Annotated in this window: 23 protein-coding genes; 13 read left to right on the forward strand and 10 right to left on the reverse strand. The window is 74.0% G+C overall.

What is annotated here, in order from left to right; genetic code table 11:
• The 6 genes from ABD067_RS15445 to ccmI form a co-directional block, all read left to right on the forward strand.
• The coding region (locus ABD067_RS15445; protein WP_343896238.1) for a hypothetical protein at positions 1-215 on the forward strand (215 nt) is incomplete at its 5' end.
• Positions 212-724: a cytochrome c maturation protein CcmE gene (ccmE, locus tag ABD067_RS15450; RefSeq protein ID WP_343896239.1), complete on the forward strand. Its 513-nt coding sequence runs from the start codon at positions 212-214 to the stop codon at positions 722-724. The genes ABD067_RS15445 and ccmE, both read left to right, overlap by 4 nt.
• Positions 721-2,694: a heme lyase CcmF/NrfE family subunit gene (locus ABD067_RS15455; RefSeq protein WP_343896240.1), complete on the forward strand. Its 1,974-nt coding sequence runs from the start codon at positions 721-723 to the stop codon at positions 2,692-2,694. The genes ccmE and ABD067_RS15455 overlap by 4 nt, the downstream gene beginning before the upstream one ends.
• Positions 2,691-3,287 (forward strand): DsbE family thiol:disulfide interchange protein, encoded by a 597-nt coding sequence (locus ABD067_RS15460; protein ID WP_343896241.1) that lies wholly within the window; start codon positions 2,691-2,693, stop codon positions 3,285-3,287. Before ABD067_RS15455 ends, ABD067_RS15460 begins: the two co-directional genes overlap by 4 nt.
• On the forward strand, positions 3,284-3,775 hold the full coding sequence (locus ABD067_RS15465) for a cytochrome c-type biogenesis protein (RefSeq protein WP_343896242.1): 492 nt from the start codon (positions 3,284-3,286) through the stop codon (positions 3,773-3,775). The genes ABD067_RS15460 and ABD067_RS15465 overlap by 4 nt, the downstream gene beginning before the upstream one ends.
• Positions 3,772-4,599 (forward strand): c-type cytochrome biogenesis protein CcmI, encoded by an 828-nt coding sequence (ccmI, locus tag ABD067_RS15470; protein ID WP_343896243.1) that lies wholly within the window; start codon positions 3,772-3,774, stop codon positions 4,597-4,599. The genes ABD067_RS15465 and ccmI overlap by 4 nt, the downstream gene beginning before the upstream one ends.
• Positions 4,600-4,612: 13 nt before the next feature.
• Here ccmI and ABD067_RS15475 read toward each other — a convergent pair whose 3' ends face one another.
• A complete protein-coding gene (locus ABD067_RS15475) occupies positions 4,613-5,296 on the reverse strand; it encodes a DUF924 family protein (RefSeq protein ID WP_343896244.1) in 684 nt (227 codons plus the stop codon).
• A gap of 91 nt (positions 5,297-5,387) precedes the next feature.
• A complete protein-coding gene (locus tag ABD067_RS15480) occupies positions 5,388-5,657 on the reverse strand; it encodes a hypothetical protein (protein ID WP_343896245.1) in 270 nt (89 codons plus the stop codon).
• Positions 5,658-5,731: 74 nt separating this feature from the next.
• Between ABD067_RS15480 and ABD067_RS15485 the strand changes: the two genes are divergently transcribed.
• From ABD067_RS15485 to ABD067_RS15505, 5 genes are read left to right on the forward strand one after another with little or no spacing between them, the layout of a single operon-like run.
• A complete protein-coding gene (locus ABD067_RS15485; RefSeq protein WP_343896246.1) occupies positions 5,732-6,529 on the forward strand; it encodes a RibD family protein in 798 nt (265 codons plus the stop codon).
• Positions 6,526-7,494 (forward strand): zinc-dependent alcohol dehydrogenase, encoded by a 969-nt coding sequence (locus ABD067_RS15490; RefSeq protein WP_343896247.1) that lies wholly within the window; start codon positions 6,526-6,528, stop codon positions 7,492-7,494. Before ABD067_RS15485 ends, ABD067_RS15490 begins: the two co-directional genes overlap by 4 nt.
• 8 nt (positions 7,495-7,502) lie before the next feature.
• Positions 7,503-7,934 (forward strand): 6-pyruvoyl trahydropterin synthase family protein, encoded by a 432-nt coding sequence (locus tag ABD067_RS15495; protein WP_343896248.1) that lies wholly within the window; start codon positions 7,503-7,505, stop codon positions 7,932-7,934.
• Positions 7,931-8,977: a glycosyltransferase family 4 protein gene (locus tag ABD067_RS15500; RefSeq protein WP_343896249.1), complete on the forward strand. Its 1,047-nt coding sequence runs from the start codon at positions 7,931-7,933 to the stop codon at positions 8,975-8,977. The genes ABD067_RS15495 and ABD067_RS15500 overlap by 4 nt, the downstream gene beginning before the upstream one ends.
• Positions 8,974-9,897, forward strand: a complete 924-nt coding sequence (locus ABD067_RS15505; protein WP_343896250.1) for a class I SAM-dependent methyltransferase — start codon at positions 8,974-8,976, stop codon at positions 9,895-9,897. Before ABD067_RS15500 ends, ABD067_RS15505 begins: the two co-directional genes overlap by 4 nt.
• 4 nt (positions 9,898-9,901) lie before the next feature.
• On the opposite strand, the gene ABD067_RS26455 is transcribed toward ABD067_RS15505, so the two are convergent.
• From ABD067_RS26455 to ABD067_RS15545, 8 genes are all read right to left on the reverse strand, one after another.
• Positions 9,902-10,345, reverse strand: a complete 444-nt coding sequence (locus ABD067_RS26455; RefSeq protein WP_408871563.1) for a MerR family transcriptional regulator — start codon at positions 10,343-10,345, stop codon at positions 9,902-9,904.
• Positions 10,342-10,665 carry an integration host factor subunit alpha gene (locus ABD067_RS15515; protein ID WP_343896251.1) on the reverse strand — a complete coding sequence of 108 codons (324 nt, stop codon included), beginning with the start codon at positions 10,663-10,665 and terminating at the stop codon, positions 10,342-10,344. The genes ABD067_RS26455 and ABD067_RS15515 overlap by 4 nt, the downstream gene beginning before the upstream one ends.
• Before the next feature lie 142 nt (positions 10,666-10,807).
• A complete protein-coding gene (locus ABD067_RS15520) occupies positions 10,808-11,800 on the reverse strand; it encodes a beta-ketoacyl-ACP synthase III (protein WP_343896252.1) in 993 nt (330 codons plus the stop codon).
• Positions 11,800-12,876, reverse strand: coding sequence for a phosphate acyltransferase PlsX (gene plsX / locus ABD067_RS15525; protein ID WP_343896253.1), 1,077 nt, complete (start codon positions 12,874-12,876; stop codon positions 11,800-11,802). The genes ABD067_RS15520 and plsX overlap by 1 nt, the downstream gene beginning before the upstream one ends.
• 36 nt (positions 12,877-12,912) lie before the next feature.
• Positions 12,913-13,116, reverse strand: coding sequence for a 50S ribosomal protein L32 (rpmF, locus tag ABD067_RS15530; RefSeq protein ID WP_343896254.1), 204 nt, complete (start codon positions 13,114-13,116; stop codon positions 12,913-12,915).
• Between the two features lie 118 nt (positions 13,117-13,234).
• Positions 13,235-13,732, reverse strand: coding sequence for a YceD family protein (locus ABD067_RS15535; protein ID WP_343896255.1), 498 nt, complete (start codon positions 13,730-13,732; stop codon positions 13,235-13,237).
• 7 nt (positions 13,733-13,739) lie between these two features.
• Positions 13,740-14,327, reverse strand: a complete 588-nt coding sequence (locus ABD067_RS15540; protein WP_343896256.1) for a ubiquinol-cytochrome C chaperone family protein — start codon at positions 14,325-14,327, stop codon at positions 13,740-13,742.
• A gap of 275 nt (positions 14,328-14,602) precedes the next feature.
• Positions 14,603-15,175 carry a family 16 glycosylhydrolase gene (locus tag ABD067_RS15545; RefSeq protein WP_343896257.1) on the reverse strand — a complete coding sequence of 191 codons (573 nt, stop codon included), beginning with the start codon at positions 15,173-15,175 and terminating at the stop codon, positions 14,603-14,605.
• Positions 15,176-15,525: 350 nt separating this feature from the next.
• Here ABD067_RS15545 and ABD067_RS15550 point away from each other — a divergent pair, with 350 nt between their 5' ends.
• Positions 15,526-16,074, forward strand: coding sequence for an outer membrane protein assembly factor BamE (locus tag ABD067_RS15550; protein ID WP_343896258.1), 549 nt, complete (start codon positions 15,526-15,528; stop codon positions 16,072-16,074).
• 80 nt (positions 16,075-16,154) lie between these two features.
• Positions 16,155-17,153 carry a tripartite tricarboxylate transporter substrate binding protein gene (locus tag ABD067_RS15555; protein ID WP_343896259.1) on the forward strand — a complete coding sequence of 333 codons (999 nt, stop codon included), beginning with the start codon at positions 16,155-16,157 and terminating at the stop codon, positions 17,151-17,153.
• The last annotated feature ends 3 nt before the right edge of the window (positions 17,154-17,156 follow it).

Raw genomic sequence — 17,156 nt, forward strand, 5'->3', positions numbered from 1 at the left:
GACGCCACGACCGCCGAGGCGCCGGAAGGCGTGGCGGCGTGATGAGCCTGCATTGGATGCACGTGACGGCGGCCTACGCGCTGGTGGTGGGCGGCTTCGCCGTTCTCGCGGCCGGGGCAGCGCTTCGGCACCGGGCGGCGCGGCGGCGCCTCGACGCCCTGGACCCGCGCGCGGCGGCGCGGCGACGGATGGCCGCGGAAGGAGGAGCGCCGTGACCCGGAAGCGCCGGCGCCTCAACGTGCTGCTGCTCTGCGGCCTCGGCCTCGGCAGCGCCACGGCGCTGACCCTGACCGCCTTCCAGGACAACCTCGTCTTTTTCCGCTCGCCGAGCGACATCGCGCGGGAAGCGCCGCCGGCGAACCGCGCCTTCCGCTTGGGCGGGCTGGTGGAGAACGGCAGCCTGGAGCGCGAGTCCGGGACGGACGGGCGCCCGGTGGCGCGGTTCCGGGTGACGGACGGCGCCAGCACCCTGCCCGTCACCTACGCCGGCATCCTGCCGGACCTGTTCCGCGAGGGCCAGGGCGTGGTGGCGCTGGGCACCCTGGCGCCGGACGGGACCTTCCGGGCGAGCGAGGTGTTGGCCCGGCACGACGAGACCTACATGCCGCCGGAGGTCGCCGACGCGCTCAAGCGCGCCGGCCACTGGAACCCGGCGGAGGGCGGCGCGCCGCCGGCCGCGAGCTGGAACCGCCTGGACGCGGCGCCCAAGAAGGACGGCGGATGATACCGGAACTCGGCCACTTCGCACTGGCGCTGGCCTTGGCGCTGTCGGTGGCGCAGGCGGCGTTCGGCCTCGCCGGGCCGTGGCGGGGCGACCCGCGGCTGATGGCGGCGACGCCGCCGGTCGCCGTGGGGGCCTTGTTGGCCACAGCCGCCGCGTTCGGTTGCCTGATGTGGAGCTTCGCCGCCAATGACATGTCGGTGGCGAACGTCGTGCAGAACAGCCACTCGGCCAAGCCGATGCTCTACAAGCTCACCGCCACCTGGGGCAGCCACGAGGGCTCCATGGTGCTTTGGGTGCTGATCCTGGCGCTGTGCGGCGGCGCGGTGGCGGCGTTCGGGCGGGACCTGCCGTCCGCGCTCAAGGCGCGCGTGCTGGCGGTGCTGGGCTTGGTGGGGGTGGGCTTCTTCGCCTTCATCCTCGGCACCTCCAACCCCTTCGACCGCGTGTGGCCGCCGCCGCCCGACGGGCAGGGGCTGAACCCGGTGCTGCAAGACCCCGGCCTCGCCTTCCACCCGCCGCTGCTCTACCTCGGCTATGTCGGTTGCGCCGTGACCTTCGCCTTCGCCGTGGCCGCTTTGATCGAGGGGCGGGTGGACGCGGCGTGGGGGCGCTGGGTGCGGCCCTGGGCCTTGGGTGCGTGGTCCTTTCTGACGCTCGGCATCGCGCTCGGCTCCTGGTGGGCCTACTACGAGCTGGGCTGGGGCGGCTACTGGTTCTGGGACCCGGTGGAGAACGCCTCCCTCCTGCCCTGGCTGGCCGGCTGCGCCCTGCTGCACTCCGCGGTGGTGGTGGAGAAGCGCGAGGCGCTGAAGACCTGGACGGTGTTCCTGGCGCTGCTCGCCTTCGGCCTGTCCCTGCTCGGCACCTTCCTGGTGCGCTCGGGGGTGCTGAACTCGGTCCACGCCTTCGCCTCCGACCCGACGCGGGGCGTGTTCATCCTCGGGCTGCTGATGCTCTACGTCGGCGGCGGCTTCGCGTTGTTCGCGTGGCGGGCGGCGGCGATGGCGCCGACCGGCGTGTTCGCGCCGTTGTCGCGCGAGGGCAGCCTGGTGCTGAACAACCTGCTGCTGTGCTCGATCGCGGCGGTGGTGCTGGCGGGCACGCTCTATCCGATGTTCGCGGACCTCCTGCTCGGGCAGAAGATCTCGGTCGGCCCGCCCTTCTTCAACACCGCCATCCTGCCGCTGGCGGTGCCGTTGGTCGGCGCCATGGCGGTGGGGCCGGTGATGCCCTGGAAGCGCGCGCGGCTGTTCCCGGCCTTGCAGCGGCTGTGGTGGGCGGCGCTCGGCGGCCTCGCCGCTTTCCTGCTGTGCCTGGCGCTGGAGGGCGCGCGGATCGGGCCGGCGCTGGGCTTCGCGGCCGGCGCTTGGCTGATTTTGGGCGCGCTCGCCGACATCGCGGACCGCTTGGCGCTGTTCTCCCGGCCCCGCGCCGCGCTGGCCCGGGCCCTGGCACTGCCGCGCTCGGCCTGGGGCGGGGCGGTTGCGCACGCGGGCATGGGCGTGATGATCCTCGGCCTCGCCGGCATGGGGCTGGCCACCGACAAGCTGGCTCTGGTCAAGCCGGGCGAGAGCGCGGATCTCGCGGGCTACACGTGGCGGCTGGACCGGCTGGAGAGCGCCCAAGGGCCGAACTTCACCGCGCGGCGCGCGACCGTTTCCGTGTCCGAGGGCGGCCGGCCGGTCGTCACCTTGGCGCCGGAGCGGCGGACCTTCCCGGTGGGCCGCACCACGACCACCGAGGCGGCGATCCACACCACCTGGCTGTCCGACCTCTACGCCGTGCTAGGCGACGAGCGGGACGGCGGGGCGGTGCTGCGGCTGCACCACAACCCGCTGGCGCCCTGGATCTGGATCGGCGCCGCGATCATGGCGCTGGGCGGGGCGCTGTCCTTGTCCGACCGTAGGGTGCGCGTGTCGGCGCCGGCGCCGAAGGCGACCGCCGCGGCGCGCGCGGGGGCTCGGGCGTGAGCGTCGCGCAGCCGGAGGAGCACCGGGGCGCTTCGCCTTTCTCGCGGCGCGCGCTCTTGGTGCTGCCGGCGCTGGTGGCGGGCGGCGCGGGGCTAGGCTTCTTCGCCATGCTGCGCGGGCTCGGGACCGGCGGCTACGACCCGCGCGGCGTGCCTTCCGCCCTGATCGGCAAGGCGCCGCCGGAATTCGCCTTGCCGCCGCTGGAGGGCACGGGGCTGCCGGGCCTGTCCTCCGACGACCTCAAGGCGCCGGGGCGGCCGGTCCTGGTGAACTTCTTCGCCTCCTGGTGCGTGCCCTGCGTGATCGAGCACCCGCAACTCATGCGACTGTCGCGCGAGGGCGTGCCGGTGTTCGGCGTCGGCTACAAGGACCAGCCGGCGGACAGCCGCCGCTTCCTGGAAAAGCACGGCAACCCTTACAAGCGGCTCGGCATGGACCTGCCGGGCCGGGCCTCGATCGACTGGGGCCTGTACGGCGTGCCCGAAACCTACCTGATCGACCGCGGCGGGGCGATCCGCTGGCGCTGGGCGGGACCGGTGACGGACGACACGCTCCGCGCCGAGTTGGGGCCGCTGCTGCGGCGGTACGCATGATGGCCCTGCGCGCGCTCGCCTTGCTGCTCGCCTTGGCGGTGGCCGGCCCGGCCTCGGCCGCCGTCGGCGACCCGGCGATGCAGTTGCCGGACCCGGTGCAGGAGGAACGGGCGCGCGAGATCGGGCGCGAGCTGCGCTGCCTCGTCTGCCAGAACCAGTCCATCGAGGACAGCGACGCGGAGCTCGCCCGCGACCTCCGCCGCATCGTGCGCGAGCAGGTCTCCGCCGGGCGGTCGGACGCGGAGGTGAAGGGCTTCGTCCACGAGCGCTACGGCGACTTCGTGCTGCTGCGGCCGCGCTTCACCGCGGCCACCGCTTTGCTCTGGGCGACGCCGGCGCTGGCGTTGTTGGCCGGCGCGCTGATCTTCCGGGCAGGGCGGCGCGGCGCGCGACCGGACGCGGCGGGGGCGCCGGCGGGCCTGACGGAAGCCGAACGGGCGCGGCTCGCCCGCTTGGAGAGCGGCGGCGGAGGCGGCTCGGCGGCGTGACCTGGTGGCTCCTGGCCGGTTTGCTCGCCCTCGCGGCGCTGGCGCCGCTCGGCTTCGCGCTGCTGCGGCCGGCTTCCGCGCGCGGGCGGCGAGAAGCGGACCTAGCCCTGTACCACCGCCAACTCGCCGAGTTGGAGCGCGAGCGCGCGGCGGGGCGGCTGGACGAGGCCGCGCACGCCGCGGCGGTGCTGGAAGTGCAGCGGCGCTTGCTCGCGGCGCCGGGCGCGGCCGAGGAAACGGCGGCGCCGGCCGCGAAGGGGGCAAGTGCAGCAGCGGCGCATCGCGCGCCGTTGCTCGCCGCCCTGGTCATGGTGCCGGCCGTGGCGGTCGCGCTCTATTGGATCAACGGCACCCCCGGCCTGCCTTCGGCGACCTTCGCCGAGCGGCAGGGCGCGGCGGCGCAGGAGGAGCAATTGCTCGCCCTGCTCCGCCAGCGGCTGGCGGCCGCACCGGACCCGAACGGCGAGGCGGCACGGCAAGGCTGGGCGCTGCTGGGCAACGCCGAACGCGGGCGAGGCCGCCCGGACGCGGCGGCGGAGGCCTATGCGCGGGCGCTGGCCATCCGCTTCGACGCGGAGCTTGCCGGGCAGCGGGCGCAGGCGCTGCTGGAAGCCAACCGGACGGACGAGGCCGCGCGCTTCCTGGCCGAAGCGCTGCCGAAGGCGCCGGACCACATCGGCCTGCGCTTCCTGACCGGCCTCGCCGAAGCGCGCGCGGGCCGACCGGAAACCGCGCGCACCCTGTGGCGGGCGCTGGTGGCGGAAGCGCCGCCCGACGCGCCCTGGCGGGCGATGGTGGAGCGGCGGATGCAAGACTTGCCTTGAGGCAAGTCGGTCCTCAGCCCGCGGGCATCCGACGTTGGTGGACGAAGTCGCCCTTCGCCAAATACGCCTCTTCCTCCGGGGTGGAAGGGCGGCCGAGGACCGGGTTGCGGTGCGGGTAGCGGCCGAAGCGGCGGATCACGTCGCGGTGGCCGCGGGCTTGGCCGGCGGAGAACTCGTGGAGCGGCCGCAGCGGTTCGGGGACTTCGCGGGCGATCCGCTCCGCCAGGGCGACGACGCGCTCCAGCCGTTCCCGGTGGCCGGGCCCTTCCGCGTGGACCAGGGGCATGACCGAGAACATGCGCTCCCAGGGCTTGGCGAGGGCGGCGTGGTGGCCGTTCCCCAATCCTTCCTCGGCGATGCGGAGCGCGGCGGGGTCGGAGGCGTAGGCGTCCGGCGTGCCCGCGAACAGGCCGCGCGGGAACTGGTCGAGCACCACAATCAGCGAGAGGCGCCCGAGCGGCGTGGCGGCCCAGCCGTCCAGGCGGCCGGCCCTGGCGGCTTCGAGCACGGGGGCGAAGGGCGGCAACGCGCCGTTGGACCCGCCGCCGAACCACCATTCGACCTGCCGGCGCAAAGCGTCCGGATCGGCGTCGTCCAGCCCGGGCGGGAACCAGAAATCGTGGACCGCCCGCCAGTCCTCGGCCCCATGCGCGCACGTCCCCGTCATCACCGCCACGGCTCCCCAGATGTCGATCATCGCGGCCCGATCCCGATGCCCCGCCAGCGCGGCACAGGGCACGGACCGCGCCGCCGGGTCTGTGACCCGCCTCACCGGCCGGGCGGGCCGGCTATCGCCGCGTCCGGGCGGGGGACCGCTCCCCATCACGCTTGGCCCCGCGCTCGCCGCGCACCTTGCGTTGCGCCCAGGCGAGGCTGCGGTCGGCGGCGGCGCCGGTGGCCGAGCCGGCTCGCTCCGCCGCGCGGCCCGCGGCTTGGGCGCCGCGGTTCAGGGCGCCGCCGACGCGCTCGCCGAGGCCCTGTGCCCATGCCGGCTGCGCGCCCGCGAGCGCAGCGGCAAAGGCGGCGGCCGCGGCGAGCCGGGTCTTCCTGTTCCCCATCGATCGGTTCCCGATCCATCCGCGTCACCTTCCGGTAGCGCACGGGCTTGGCTTGCGGCAAGCTTCGCCGTCGTATGGACGGGCTGGCCATCGAAACCGAATGGGGGGCGCTGCTGGCGCGGCGCGGCGCGGCACCGCCGGGGCGTCCGCTCGCCGGCCCCCTCGCCGCGCTGTTCGCGCCCTTGCTGGCGCCGCCCTCCGCGGCGGACGGCTGCGTGGTGGTGGGGCGGTTGGCGCAGACGCTGGACGGACGCATCGCCACCTTGTCCGGCTCGTCGCAATGGATCGGCGGCCGGGGCGACATCCTGCACACGCACCGGCTGCGGGCGCTCTGCCACGCGGTGGTGGTGGGCGCCGGGACGGTGCGGCACGACGACCCGCTGCTGACCACGCGCGAGTGCGAAGGGCCGGACCCGGTGCGGGTGGTGCTGGACACCGACCGGCGGCTCGGCCCGGACCGGCGCGTCTTCGCGGCGGGGGGACCGCCGACCTTGTTGGTCTGCGCGGAGGACGCGCCCGGCCCGGACCGGCTGGGCGCGGCGGAGGTGGTGCGGCTGCCGCGCGACCCGGTCGCCGGCGGACTCCTCCTTCCGGCACTGCTGCGCTTCCTGGCCTCGCGCGGGCTGCCGCGGGTGTTCGTGGAGGGCGGCGGCGTCACCGTCAGCCGCTTCCTGGCCGCAGGGTGCCTCGACCGGCTGCACGTGACGGTGGCGCCGGTGCTGCTCGGCTCCGGCATCCCGGCCTTCACCTTGCCCGAGGCGGCGCGCATCGCGGACGGGCTGCGCTTCCGCTGGACGCCGTATGCGCTCGACCCGGACGTGCTGTTCGACATCGCGCTGGACCGCGCGCGACCGGCGGTGTGCGCGGTGTGACGGCGGCGGGGCGGGCGCTCTGGACCGTGGCGCCGGGGCGGGCGGAGATCCGGGAGGAAACGCTGCCCCCGCCCGGCTCCGGCGAGGCGCTGGTGCGGACCCTCGCTTCGGGCATCTCGCGCGGGACGGAACGGCTGGTGCTCGAAGGACGCGTGCCGCCGAACCAGTGGGCGGCGATGCGCGCGCCACTGATGGCGGGCGACTTCCCCTTCCCGGTGAAATACGGCTACGCGGCGGTGGGCGTCGTCGAAGGCGGGCCGGCAGAGCTGAAGGGCCGGCGCGTGTTCTGCCTGCACCCGCACCAGGACCGCTTCGTCGCACCAGCCGAGATGTGCGTGCCCGTGCCCGACGGCGTGCCGGATCGGCGCGCGGTGCTGGCCGCCAACATGGAAACGGCGGTGAACGTCCTGTGGGACGCGCGGCCCCTGGTTGGGGAGCGGGCGCTGGTGGTCGGCGCGGGCGTGGTCGGCCTACTGGCAGCGTCGCTGCTCGGGCGGGTGCCGGGCCTCGACCTCGCGGTGTGCGACCGCGACCCGTCGCGCGCCGGCGCGGCGGAGGCGCTGGGCTTGCGCTTCCACGGGCCGGAAGCGGCGCCGGACGGGCGCGACCTCGTGGTCCACGCCTCCGGGAATCCGGACGGTCTGCGGCTGGCGCTAGGCCTCGCGGGTTTCGAGGGGCGGGTCGTGGAGGCGAGTTGGTTCGGCGACCGCGAGGCGGCGCTGCCGCTCGGCGAAGCCTTCCACGCGCGGCGCTTGTCGCTGGTCTCGTCCCAGGTCGGCGCGGTGGCGCCGGCGATGCGCGGGCGGCGCACGCACGCGGAGCGGCTGGCGCTGGCGCTCCGCTTGTTGGAGGATGCGCGCTTCGACGCGCTGCTCGGCCCCGCCACGCCGTTCGAGGCGTTGCCGGCGGCCTTCCCGGCGCTGCTGGCGGGCGCCGGCGGTTGCCCGGTCGTCACCTATCCATAAGGCACCGCATGTACAGCCTGACCGTCAGCGACCACATGATGATCGCCCACTCCTTCCGGGGCGCCGAGTTCGGCCCGGCGCAGCGCGTCCACGGCGCGACCTTCGTAGCGGAGGCGGAGTTCCGCGCGGCGCGACTGGACCACCTGAACCTGCTGGTGGACATCGGCTTGGCGCGGCAGGAGCTGCGCCGGGCGCTGGACACGCTGGATTACCGCAACCTCGACGACGAGGCCGGCTTCCGCGGGCAGAACACCACCACCGAGTTCCTCGCCGCCCACGTCCACGCCCTGCTCCGCGCGGCGCTGCGCGACGGGCGGCTCGGCCCCGGAGGCGGGATGGTGGGCTGGCTCAAGGTGACGCTGCGCGAGAGCCCGAACGCCTGGGCCTCCTTCGAGGGCCCGGTGGAGGACACGCCGCAGATCGTGAGCCCGGGCGGATGAAGGTCGCGCTGCTCGTCCCCGGCCCGTTCGACACGGTGTCGGGCGGCTACAGTTACGACCGGCGGCTGGTGGCCGGGCTGCGCGCCTTAGGCCACGGGGCGGAGGTGGTGGAGCTGGCCGGCCGCCACCCCTTGCCGGACGACGCGGCCCGTGCCGCCGCGCGCGCCGCCTTGGACGCGCTGCCCGAAGACGCCGTGCCGGTGGTGGACGGCCTCGGCCTGCCGTCCTTCGCGCCGGTGGCGGACGCGCTGGCGCGGCGCAACGCGGTGGTGCTGGTCCACCACCCGACGGCGCTGGAAACCGGCTTCTCCGGAGCGGACCGCGACGCCTTGCGGGCCACGGAGCTGGAGTTGTTCGGCCGCGCGGCGCGCGTCGTCGCCACCTCCCCGCTCACGGCGCGGCGGTTGGTGGAAGAGTTCAGCGCCGACCCGGCGCGCGTCGGCGTGGTGGAGCCCGGCACCGACCCGGCGCCGCGCGCGACTGGATCGGGCGGGCCGGGCGCGGCGCTGCTTTCCGTGGGCGCGTTGGTGCCGCGCAAGGGGCACGACGTGCTGCTGCGCGCGCTGGCTGGTTTGGCCGACCTCGACTGGCGCTTGGCGATCGCCGGGCCGGAGGGGCGCGACCCGGTCCATGCGCGCGGCTTGCGCGCGTTGGCCGAGGAGTTGGGCATCGCGCAACGCGTGGAGTTCGCGGGCGCCGTGGGCGCGGAGAGGCTGGAAGCGCTCTACGCCGGCGCCGACCTGTTCGCCCTCGCCAGCCATTGGGAAGGCTACGGCATGGCGGTGGCCGAGGCGCTGGCGCGCGGGCTGCCGCTGGCCGTCACCGCCGGGGGCGCGCTCGCCGAGTTGGCGCCGGAGGACGCCTCGGTGGTGTCGCCGCCCGGCGACCACGTGTCGCTCGGCAAGGGGCTGCGCCGGGTGATCTTCGACGAGGCCCTGCGGCGGCATATGGCCGAGGCCGCGTGGCGCGCCGGGCAGCGACTGCCGCGTTGGGAGGACCGGGCGGAGGCCTTCGTGGCCGAGATCGAGAAGAGCCTCGGGTGACCGAGGCCTTCGACCTGGACTGGCTCGACCTGCGCGAGCCCTTCGACGCCCTGGCGCGGAACGAGGCGCTTGCGGAGCGGCTGCTCGCGCGCCTGCCGGCGCGGCCGCGGCTGATGGACTTCGGCGCGGGGACCGGGAGCCTGTTCCGCTGGCTGGCGCCGCGCATAGGCCGCGCCCAGGCCTGGACGCTGGTGGACGCCGACCGCGACATGGCGGAGGCGGCCTTCGACACCATCGCCGACCGGGCGGAGTCCGTCGGCTTGCGCGTCACCTTCCCCAACCGGCGCTGCCTGCTCGTTCACGCGCCCGGCGGCGCGTGGCGGGTGGAGACGCTGGTGGCTGACTTGGCGGAAGCGCCGGCGAACCTGCCGCTGCACGAGGCCGACGCGGTGGTGAACAGCGCGCTGTGCGACCTGGTGTCGCGCCCCTGGGTCGAGGCGATGGCGGCGGCGCTGCGCGTGCCGTTCTACGCCGCGCTCTGCGTGGACGGACGGGACCGCTTCTCGCCGCCGCACCCGGCGGACGCCCTCGTGGCGCGGGCCTTCCGCCGCGACCAGCGGCGCGACAAGGGCTTCGGCGGCCCGGCCCTCGGCGCGGCGGCGCCGGCCGCGGTGGCGGAGGCGTTCGCGGCGGAAGGCTTCGCGGTGGAGGCGGCGGCGAGCGACTGGGTGGTGCGCGGCCGCGCACCGCCACCCGGCCTGCCGCCCGACGCCGCCGCGCCGTTCCTGTCGCGCCTCGTCGCCGGGCACGTCGCGGCGGCGCTGGAAGCGGGGCCGGCCCGGGACGCGGGGCGCGTTTCGGACTGGGGCGCGGCGCGCGGCGAGCAGATCGCCTGGGGCGTGCTCCAGGCGCGGATCGGGCACCGAGACGTGCTGGCCGTGCCGCCGGCGCCGCCCTCGGCGGCGCAGCGGAGGCGCTGAAGGATCAGCGCTCCATAAGGTCGTGCAGGCTGGCCGAAATGTCTTCCAGCTCTTCCAGGATCGAGCGGAGCGCCGCGACGCCGGTTTCGGGCGGCTCGGCGGGCGCCGCAGCGGGGGGCGCGGCGGAGGCGGCGACCGCTTCCTCCAGCCCGCCCTCGCGCAGCAGCCGCTGCACTCCCTTGATGGTGTAGCCCTGGGTGTAGAGCAGGTCGCTCACCCGCCGCAGCAGGGCGATGTCCTCCGGCCGGTAGTAGCGCCGGCCGCCGCCGCGCTTCAGCGGCTTGAGCTGGGGGAACTTGGTTTCCCAGAAGCGCAGCACGTGCTGCGGGATGTGCAGGTCGTCCGCCACCTCGCTGATGGTGCGGAAGGCGCTCGGCGCCTTGCGGGCGCGGAGCGGCGACGTCGACGGCGGCCCGCCGGAGGAAGGCGGCGCGGCGGCGTGGCTCACGCTTCGGCGTCTCCGTCGCCGTGCCGCGGCGGCGTTTGCCCGTTGATGCGGGCCTTGAGCACCTGGGACGAGCGGAAGGACAGCACGCGCCGCGGCAGGATCGGCACCTCAACCCCGGTTTTCGGATTGCGGCCGACGCGTTGACCCTTCTGCCGCACGAGGAAGGTGCCGAAGGCCGAGATCTTCACCGACTCGCCGGCGGCGAGCGCCCCGGAGATGCGCGCCAGCACGGTTTCCAGCAGCGCGGCGGACTCGTTCCGCGACAGCCCGACCTGGGCATAGATGGCCTCGGCCAAATGCGCGCGCGTCAGCGTCTCCATGCGGCAGGGGGTTCCCGCAAGCTATTCAACAAGAATGGAAACCGTGTTCCGTTGTAGGCGTCAACGGATATGCGCCGCAACCGGGCGTTGCGCCGGTGCGTGGTGCAATAATGCCGCTACGTGGGGCCGCCCCGGCGGCGCGTCAGAAGCGGGCCAGCGCCGCGCCCCAGGCGAGGCCGCCGCCGATGGCTTCCATCACCACCAGGTCGCCGCGCTCGATGCGGCCGTCGGACACGGCTTCGGCCAGGGCGAGCGGGATGGACGCCGCCGAGGTGTTGGCGTGGCGGTCCACGGTGACCACCACCCGCTCCGGCGGCAGGCGGAGCTTGCGGCCCATGGCGTCGATGATGCGGAGGTTGGCTTGGTGCGGCACCAGCCAGCGCACGTCGGCGTGCGTCAGGCCGTTCGCGTCCAGCGCCTCGTCCACCACGGCCGCGAGCTTGGAGACGGCGTGGCGGAACACCTGGTTGCCGGCCATGCGGAGCTTGCCGGTGCCGCCGGTGGAGCCGGGGCCGCCGTCCACCAAGAGGATGTCGCCGAAGCGGCCGTCGCTGTGCAGGTGGGTGGACAGGATGCCACGGTCGGCCGCCGTCCCCTGCCCTTCGCCGGCGACCAGCAGCACCGCGCCGGCGCCGTCGCCGAACAGGACGCAGGTGCCCCGGTCGGTCCAATCCACGATGCGGGAATAGACCTCGGTGCCGACCACCATGGCGGAGCGGACCTGGCCGTTCCGGATCATGCCGTCGGCGATGCCGAGCGCGTAGACGAATCCGGCGCAGGCGGCGGCGATGTCGAAGGCGATGCCGCGCGTCATGCCGAGCGCCGCCTGGATGCGCGCGGCGGTGGCCGGGAAGGAGGAGTCGGGCGTCGCGGTGGCGACGATCACCGCGTCCACCGCCTCCGGTCCGAGGCCCGCGCGCTCCAAAGCCCGGCGCGCCGCGGCCGCGCCCATGGAGGAGGCGGTCTCGCCCGGCGCCGCGATGTGGCGCTGCCGGATGCCGGTGCGCTCCGTGATCCACTCGTCGGAGGTGTCGAGGCCGAATTCCCGCGCCAGGTCGTCGTTGCGGACGACGCGCTCCGGCAGGTAGCCGCCGCAGCCGGCGATCACGGCGCGGGTGGTCGTGGTTTTCGTCATTAAGCCGGCGTCTCCCCGACGACCGGGGCGAGGGCCGCCGCGGCCGGCTCGGCCTCCACCGCGGCGGAAAGCCGCGCCAGCCCTTCACGGATGCGGTCGTTGAAGCGGTGGTTCACCATGTCCATCGCCACGTCCACGGCGTGGGCGAAGCCCAGCGCGTCCGTGCCGCCGTGGCTCTTCACCACCACGCCGTTGAGGCCGAGCAGGATGGCGCCGTTGTAGCGGCGCGGGTCCATCCATTCGCGCAGGCGGTCCAGCGCCGGGCGGGCGAGCAGGTAGCCGAGGCGGGCGGGGACGGAGGAGGTGAAGACCTGCCGCAGCAGGTCGCGCATCAGCTTCAACGCCCCCTCCCCGGTCTTCAGCGCGACGTTGCCGGTGAAGCCGTCCGTCACCACCACGTCCACCGTGCCGGCCGTGATGTCGTGCCCCTCGATGAAGCCGTGGAACTGGGCGCCGACGTGGCTCTCTCGCAGGATCTCGGCGGCGAGGCGCAGGCGCTCGTCGCCCTTCAGCTCCTCGGAGCCGACGTTGAGCAGGCCGAAGGTGGGCGCCGGCAGGCCGAGCACGGCGCGGGCGAAGGTCTCGCCCATGATGGCGAACTCCACCAGATTGCGCGCGTCGCACTGCACGTTGGCGCCGAGGTCCAGCATCACCACGTCGCCGCGCGCGGAGGGGCCGATGGCAGCCAGCGCCGGCCGGTCGATCTCGGGCAGCGCCTTCACCACGATCTTGGCGAGCGCCATCAGCGCGCCGGTGTTGCCGGCGGAGACCACGCCCGCCGCCTCGCGCGCCGCCACGGCGTCGATCGCCAGGCGCATGGAGCTGTTGCGGCCCTGCCGGAGCGCGGCGGTGGGCTTCATGTCGGAAGGGATGGCGTCCGGCGCGTGGCGCAGGCTGCACAGCTTGGCGGCGCGCTTGCGCAACGCCAGCATCCCGCCGAGGCGCGCCTCGTCGCCGACCAGCAGGAAGCGCGCTTCGGGGTGGCGCTCGGCGGCGAGTTCCAACCCATCGAGCACGATGTCGGGCGCGTTGTCGCCCCCCATGGCGTCGATGGCCAGGGAGAAGCCTTGCGTCACGTCAGCCGCGGTCCCGGCGCCAGGAAACGGTGGTGCTCAGGTGCGGACCGCGGCCTTCAAGGCGTCGCCGGCCGGGACCACCTCGCGCCCGTCGTAGTGGCCGCAAGCGGAGCAGATGTGGTGCGGGCGCTTCAGTTCGCCGCAGTTCGAGCATTCGGAGTGGGCTTCGCGCGACAGCGCGTGGTGGCTCCGCCGCATGCCGCGGCGGGAAGGCGAGGTTTTCTTCTTCGGGACGGCCATGGTGCCGAGCCTTTCTCAGTCGAGCGACGGCGGATGTATGGATGAAGGGCGGGCCTGTACCACCACGGCCGCCGCGGGGCAAGCGAGTTGGCGCCCCGCAACCAACGGGCGGTTGTGTTCAGTGCCGCGGAGCGGCGGGGCGCAGCTTGGCCAGCGCCGCCAGAGGGCGCCCGGCCGCGTCGCTGGCTTCCGCGGGCAGGGCCGCGCCGGGCGCGCGCGGGTAGGGGTCGAGCGCGAGGGCGAGTTGTTCCGCCATCGCTTCGCCGAGGTCGACCACGCCGCCATCGCTGGGGATGTCGTCCGGCTCGTCCGGCTCGTCCCGCGGCTCAACCCCGGCCGGCAACAAGCGGAGCGCCACCGCTTCCTCCACCCGCTGCGCCACGGGCTCCAGGGTCACGACGCAGTTCTGGACCACATCGGCGGCGAGGCGGCCTTCCGCGCGCACCGCGCCGTCCGCTTCGGGCCGGAAGCGGAGTTCGGCGCGGAGGCTCTCGACGGCGGGGATGCCGAAGCGGCGGGCCAGCGCCGCGCGTTCCGCCTCGGCCGCTTCCAAGACCTCCCGCCGGCCGTCCGGGCCGACGGAGCCGAGGTGGAGGGGGCGGGAGAATTCGGGCACGCGGTCGTCAGGCGGCATCGGGGGAAGCGGCGGCCGCAGCCGCGCCGGGCGTCGGGGGGAAGGACGCCTCGCCCCGCAGCAGCGCCGCGGTGGGCTGGGCGGACAAGGCCTGGGCCACGCGCTCCGCGTGCGCGGCCAGGGCCGGCGCGCCGATGGCCGCAGCGGCGTCCGGGCCGGAGGCGCGAAACACGTTGCGAGCCAGGGCGGCTTCCAGCGCCGCCCGGTCGCCAGCGTCGAGCGCCGCCGCGTAGGCCTGCGCCCGGCCGTGGAAGGCCTCCCACATGCGCTTCACGCGCTTGCCGACGGACATGTCGCCCACGCCCATTTCGCGGAGGTTCATGTCCATGTCGGAGAACATGGCGTCGAACACGGCCTGCGCCGCTTCAGCGCCGCGCGGGTCGGGGTCGCGGTGCAAGCGGCGGATCAGCACGCCCACGTGCAGCCCGACCAGGTCGAAGCGGCCGTCCAGGGTGTCCGGCACGCCGATGGCGGGGCCGAAGAACCAAGGGTCGCGCGCCGCCGTGACGGCCGCGGTGTAGAGCAGGAAGCCGGGCCGTTCCATCGGCTTGCGGCGGAACAGGGCGAGCAGGCCCATCGGTCCTCCAGACAGGGGGCGGACGCGGTCGGCCGCGGGACGGCGCCGGTGCCTGGAAAGAGATGGATAGGCTTCCCCACGTGGTCAACGCGCCGTTCCGGAAAGGCGCGGGCCCACCGGCCGGGCCGGGGGGTCGGAACGCAGCGCCATCCGTCCGGTGCGGCGACGGGGGGGCGGTGGCGCCCCCATGGGGCCGCCACCGCTTCTGGCGGGCGTGGTCCGTCCCGGTTCCGGGACGATCGGGGCGAACCGTCGGTCGGCTCACCCCGGACCGGTCACCCCCACCAATCGCCGCCGTTGGGCGTGTAGGACATGTCGTAGACGGTGATGGACGTGTTGTCGTTCTTGTTCATCGCCCCGAACACGACGTTGGAGCCGCCGTGCGCGGCGTCCTTGGTGTCCATCCAAACCGTGCCCGCGTCCCGGCCGTCGACCGAGAATGACACGCGGTCGGCCTGCCAGTTGATGCCGTAGGTGTGGACTTGGCTCTCGTCCAGATCCCAGAACATCTTGGCTTCGTACCAGTCGTAGCCGTTGTTGCCGTGGTGGGCGGTGCCGTAGGCGGTGCCGTCGCGCAGCACCTCCACGAAGTCCAGCTCCGTCCCGGGCCACTGGTCGTTCGAGGGCCAGAGCAGGGCGGCCGGGCCGACCTGGTTGCCTTCGACCTTCGCGGTGACGTAATATTGGCCGTAACCGTGACCGGAATCGCTCCCCCAGGGGCGTTCCATCACCCCCGAGTATCCGCTCAAGGTGATCTGACCCTTGACGCTGGTGTCGACGTTGCCCGCCCAGTGGTGGGTGAGTTGGCCCGCGCCGTTGTCGAAGGATTCGTAGAAAGAATCAGCCAATGTTCATCACTTTCGCTGTGGTTGGGGTGGACGGACGGAGCGCGGTGGCCAACCACGTCCGCACGACCAGTGTTCACGGCGCCGTGCGGATCAACGTGCTAAGCAAGGTACATACGTTGGTCAAACGGTTTTCTGGATTTTAATATGTTGTTAATGCAACTGTTTTGATGTCGTTCAAGGCTGAATGCCGTGATGCACAAAGGATGCGGACGCAATATATAAAATTTGAGAAAAATTTATTACTTCCGTCCGAGGCCGTCCCGAAGCGGCGAAATGGACGCGCGGCGATGCTTCCTTGCCCGCGGTGCCGGTGGTTGTAGGTTGGCCTTCCGCTTCAGAGCCGGCCGACCATGACCTCCGCAGAACGATCCACCGCCCCTCGCCCGCCGCTTCGGGCGCTCCCCATCCTCCTGCCGTTGCTGCTGGGCGCGTGCAGCCTGTTCCAAGCGCCCGTGGTGCAGCGCGGCAACCGCATCACGCCGGACCAGCTCGCCGAAATAACGCCGGGGGTGCAGACCAAGGCCGACGTGCGCGCCGTGCTCGGATCGCCGACCCAGACCGGAATGTTCGGCGACGACGAGTGGTATTACATCAGCAGCACCACCCGGCAGCAGCCGGCCGGCCAGCTCCGGGTGAGCGACCAGCAGACCGTGGTGGTCGAGTTCGACCGCGGGGGCGCCGTGCGCCGGGTGCGGGCGCTGGACGGCGCCGACGCCCGGGACGTGCAAATGGTGGAGCGGGAAACGCCGGTGCCGGGCAACGAACGGACGCTCCTGCAAGCTTTGTTCGGCAACGTCGGCCGGTTCGGCCCCGGCGCGGCGGGGACGGGGACGCAGCCACAGCAAACCACCCCCGGCGTCGGCGGCATCGGCCAGGGGGCGAGCGGCCTGGCCCGTTGAAGCCGGCGGGGACACTCCCGCCCGGCCCGCGCCCCTTGTACCCTGCGCCCAAACGGGTCCGCGCAGGGAGGAACACCGCCATGCACCGCAACCGTCGCGCAGCGCTCGCCATCGGCGCCGCCGCCCTCCTTTCGGTGCCGTTCCGCCGCGCCGGCCGGGCGGCGCAGGACGGCGGGGCCGGCTGGTCGCCCGACCGCCCCATCCGGTTCGTCGTACCCTTCCCGCCGGGCGGCGCCACGGACGTCTGGGCGCGGATGATGGGCGACGCCATGGCGGCCGGGCTCGGCCAGCCGGTGGTGATCGAAAACCGCAGCGGCGCCGGCGGCATGGTGGGCACCGAGGCGGCGGCCAAGGCCGCGCCGGACGGCCACACCCTGCTGTTCACCATCTCGCCGTTCATCCAGAGCCCCGTGGTGTTCCGGCGCTGGCCCTACCAGCCGCTGGAGGACTTCGCCCCGATCGGCAAACTCGGCACCACGCCCCTGCCCTTCTGCATCCGGCCGGAGATCCCGGCGAGGACGCTGGCGGAGTTCGTGGCCTACGCGCGCGGCAAGAACCTGTCCTTCGGCTCCTACGCGGCCGGCTCGACCGGCCACGCCTACGCGCAGCTCCTCTCGGACGTCGAAAAGCTCGGGATGACGCACATCGCCTACCGCGGCGAAGCGCCGATGCTGGCCGACATCCTCGGCGGGCGCATCCAGTGCGGCTTCCACAGCATGACGGCGGCGGGCGACTACATCCGCAGCGGCCGGCTGCGCCCGCTGGCCTGCACCGGGCGCAACGGCATCCCGTCCTTGCCGGAGGTGCCGACCTTCGTGTCGCTCGGCTACCCGGCGACCTTCGCCACCACGGGCTTCATCGGGCTGTTCGCGCCGGCGCGGGTGCCGGCGGAGGCGCAGAAGCGGCTGGCGGAGGTGTTCGCCGGCGTGATGGCGAACCCGGCTTTCCAGCGCCGCTTGCTGGAGATCGACACCATCCCCGGCTGGCTGGGGCCGGAGGCGTTCCGGGCCGAGATCGCCTTCCAGCTCAAGGAGTGGAGCGACTTGGCGACGGCGATGAACCTGACAGTGGACGGATGAACG

Source organism: Craurococcus roseus, assembly GCF_039523795.1.
In the GTDB taxonomy this organism is placed as follows: Bacteria; Pseudomonadota; Alphaproteobacteria; order Acetobacterales; family Acetobacteraceae; genus Craurococcus; species Craurococcus roseus.

Bases quoted from the DNA above. Each gene is read 5' to 3' on its own strand.
- ABD067_RS15475 (WP_343896244.1), bottom strand. From the start codon at position 5,296: ATGATCGACATCTGGGGAGCCGTGGCGGTGATGACGGGGACGTGCGCG.
- ABD067_RS15515 (WP_343896251.1), bottom strand. From the start codon at position 10,665: ATGGAGACGCTGACGCGCGCGCATTTGGCCGAGGCCATCTATGCCCAG.
- ABD067_RS15485 (WP_343896246.1), top strand. From the start codon at position 5,732: ATGGACGGGCTGGCCATCGAAACCGAATGGGGGGCGCTGCTGGCGCGG.
- ABD067_RS15495 (WP_343896248.1), top strand. From the start codon at position 7,503: ATGTACAGCCTGACCGTCAGCGACCACATGATGATCGCCCACTCCTTC.
- ABD067_RS15500 (WP_343896249.1), top strand. From the start codon at position 7,931: ATGAAGGTCGCGCTGCTCGTCCCCGGCCCGTTCGACACGGTGTCGGGC.
- ABD067_RS15455 (WP_343896240.1), top strand. From the start codon at position 721: ATGATACCGGAACTCGGCCACTTCGCACTGGCGCTGGCCTTGGCGCTG.
- ABD067_RS15550 (WP_343896258.1), top strand. From the start codon at position 15,526: ATGACCTCCGCAGAACGATCCACCGCCCCTCGCCCGCCGCTTCGGGCG.
- ABD067_RS15555 (WP_343896259.1), top strand. From the start codon at position 16,155: ATGCACCGCAACCGTCGCGCAGCGCTCGCCATCGGCGCCGCCGCCCTC.
- rpmF (WP_343896254.1), bottom strand. From the start codon at position 13,116: ATGGCCGTCCCGAAGAAGAAAACCTCGCCTTCCCGCCGCGGCATGCGG.
- ABD067_RS15465 (WP_343896242.1), top strand. From the start codon at position 3,284: ATGATGGCCCTGCGCGCGCTCGCCTTGCTGCTCGCCTTGGCGGTGGCC.
- ABD067_RS15480 (WP_343896245.1), bottom strand. From the start codon at position 5,657: ATGGGGAACAGGAAGACCCGGCTCGCCGCGGCCGCCGCCTTTGCCGCT.
- ABD067_RS15520 (WP_343896252.1), bottom strand. From the start codon at position 11,800: ATGACGAAAACCACGACCACCCGCGCCGTGATCGCCGGCTGCGGCGGC.
- ABD067_RS15540 (WP_343896256.1), bottom strand. From the start codon at position 14,327: ATGGGCCTGCTCGCCCTGTTCCGCCGCAAGCCGATGGAACGGCCCGGC.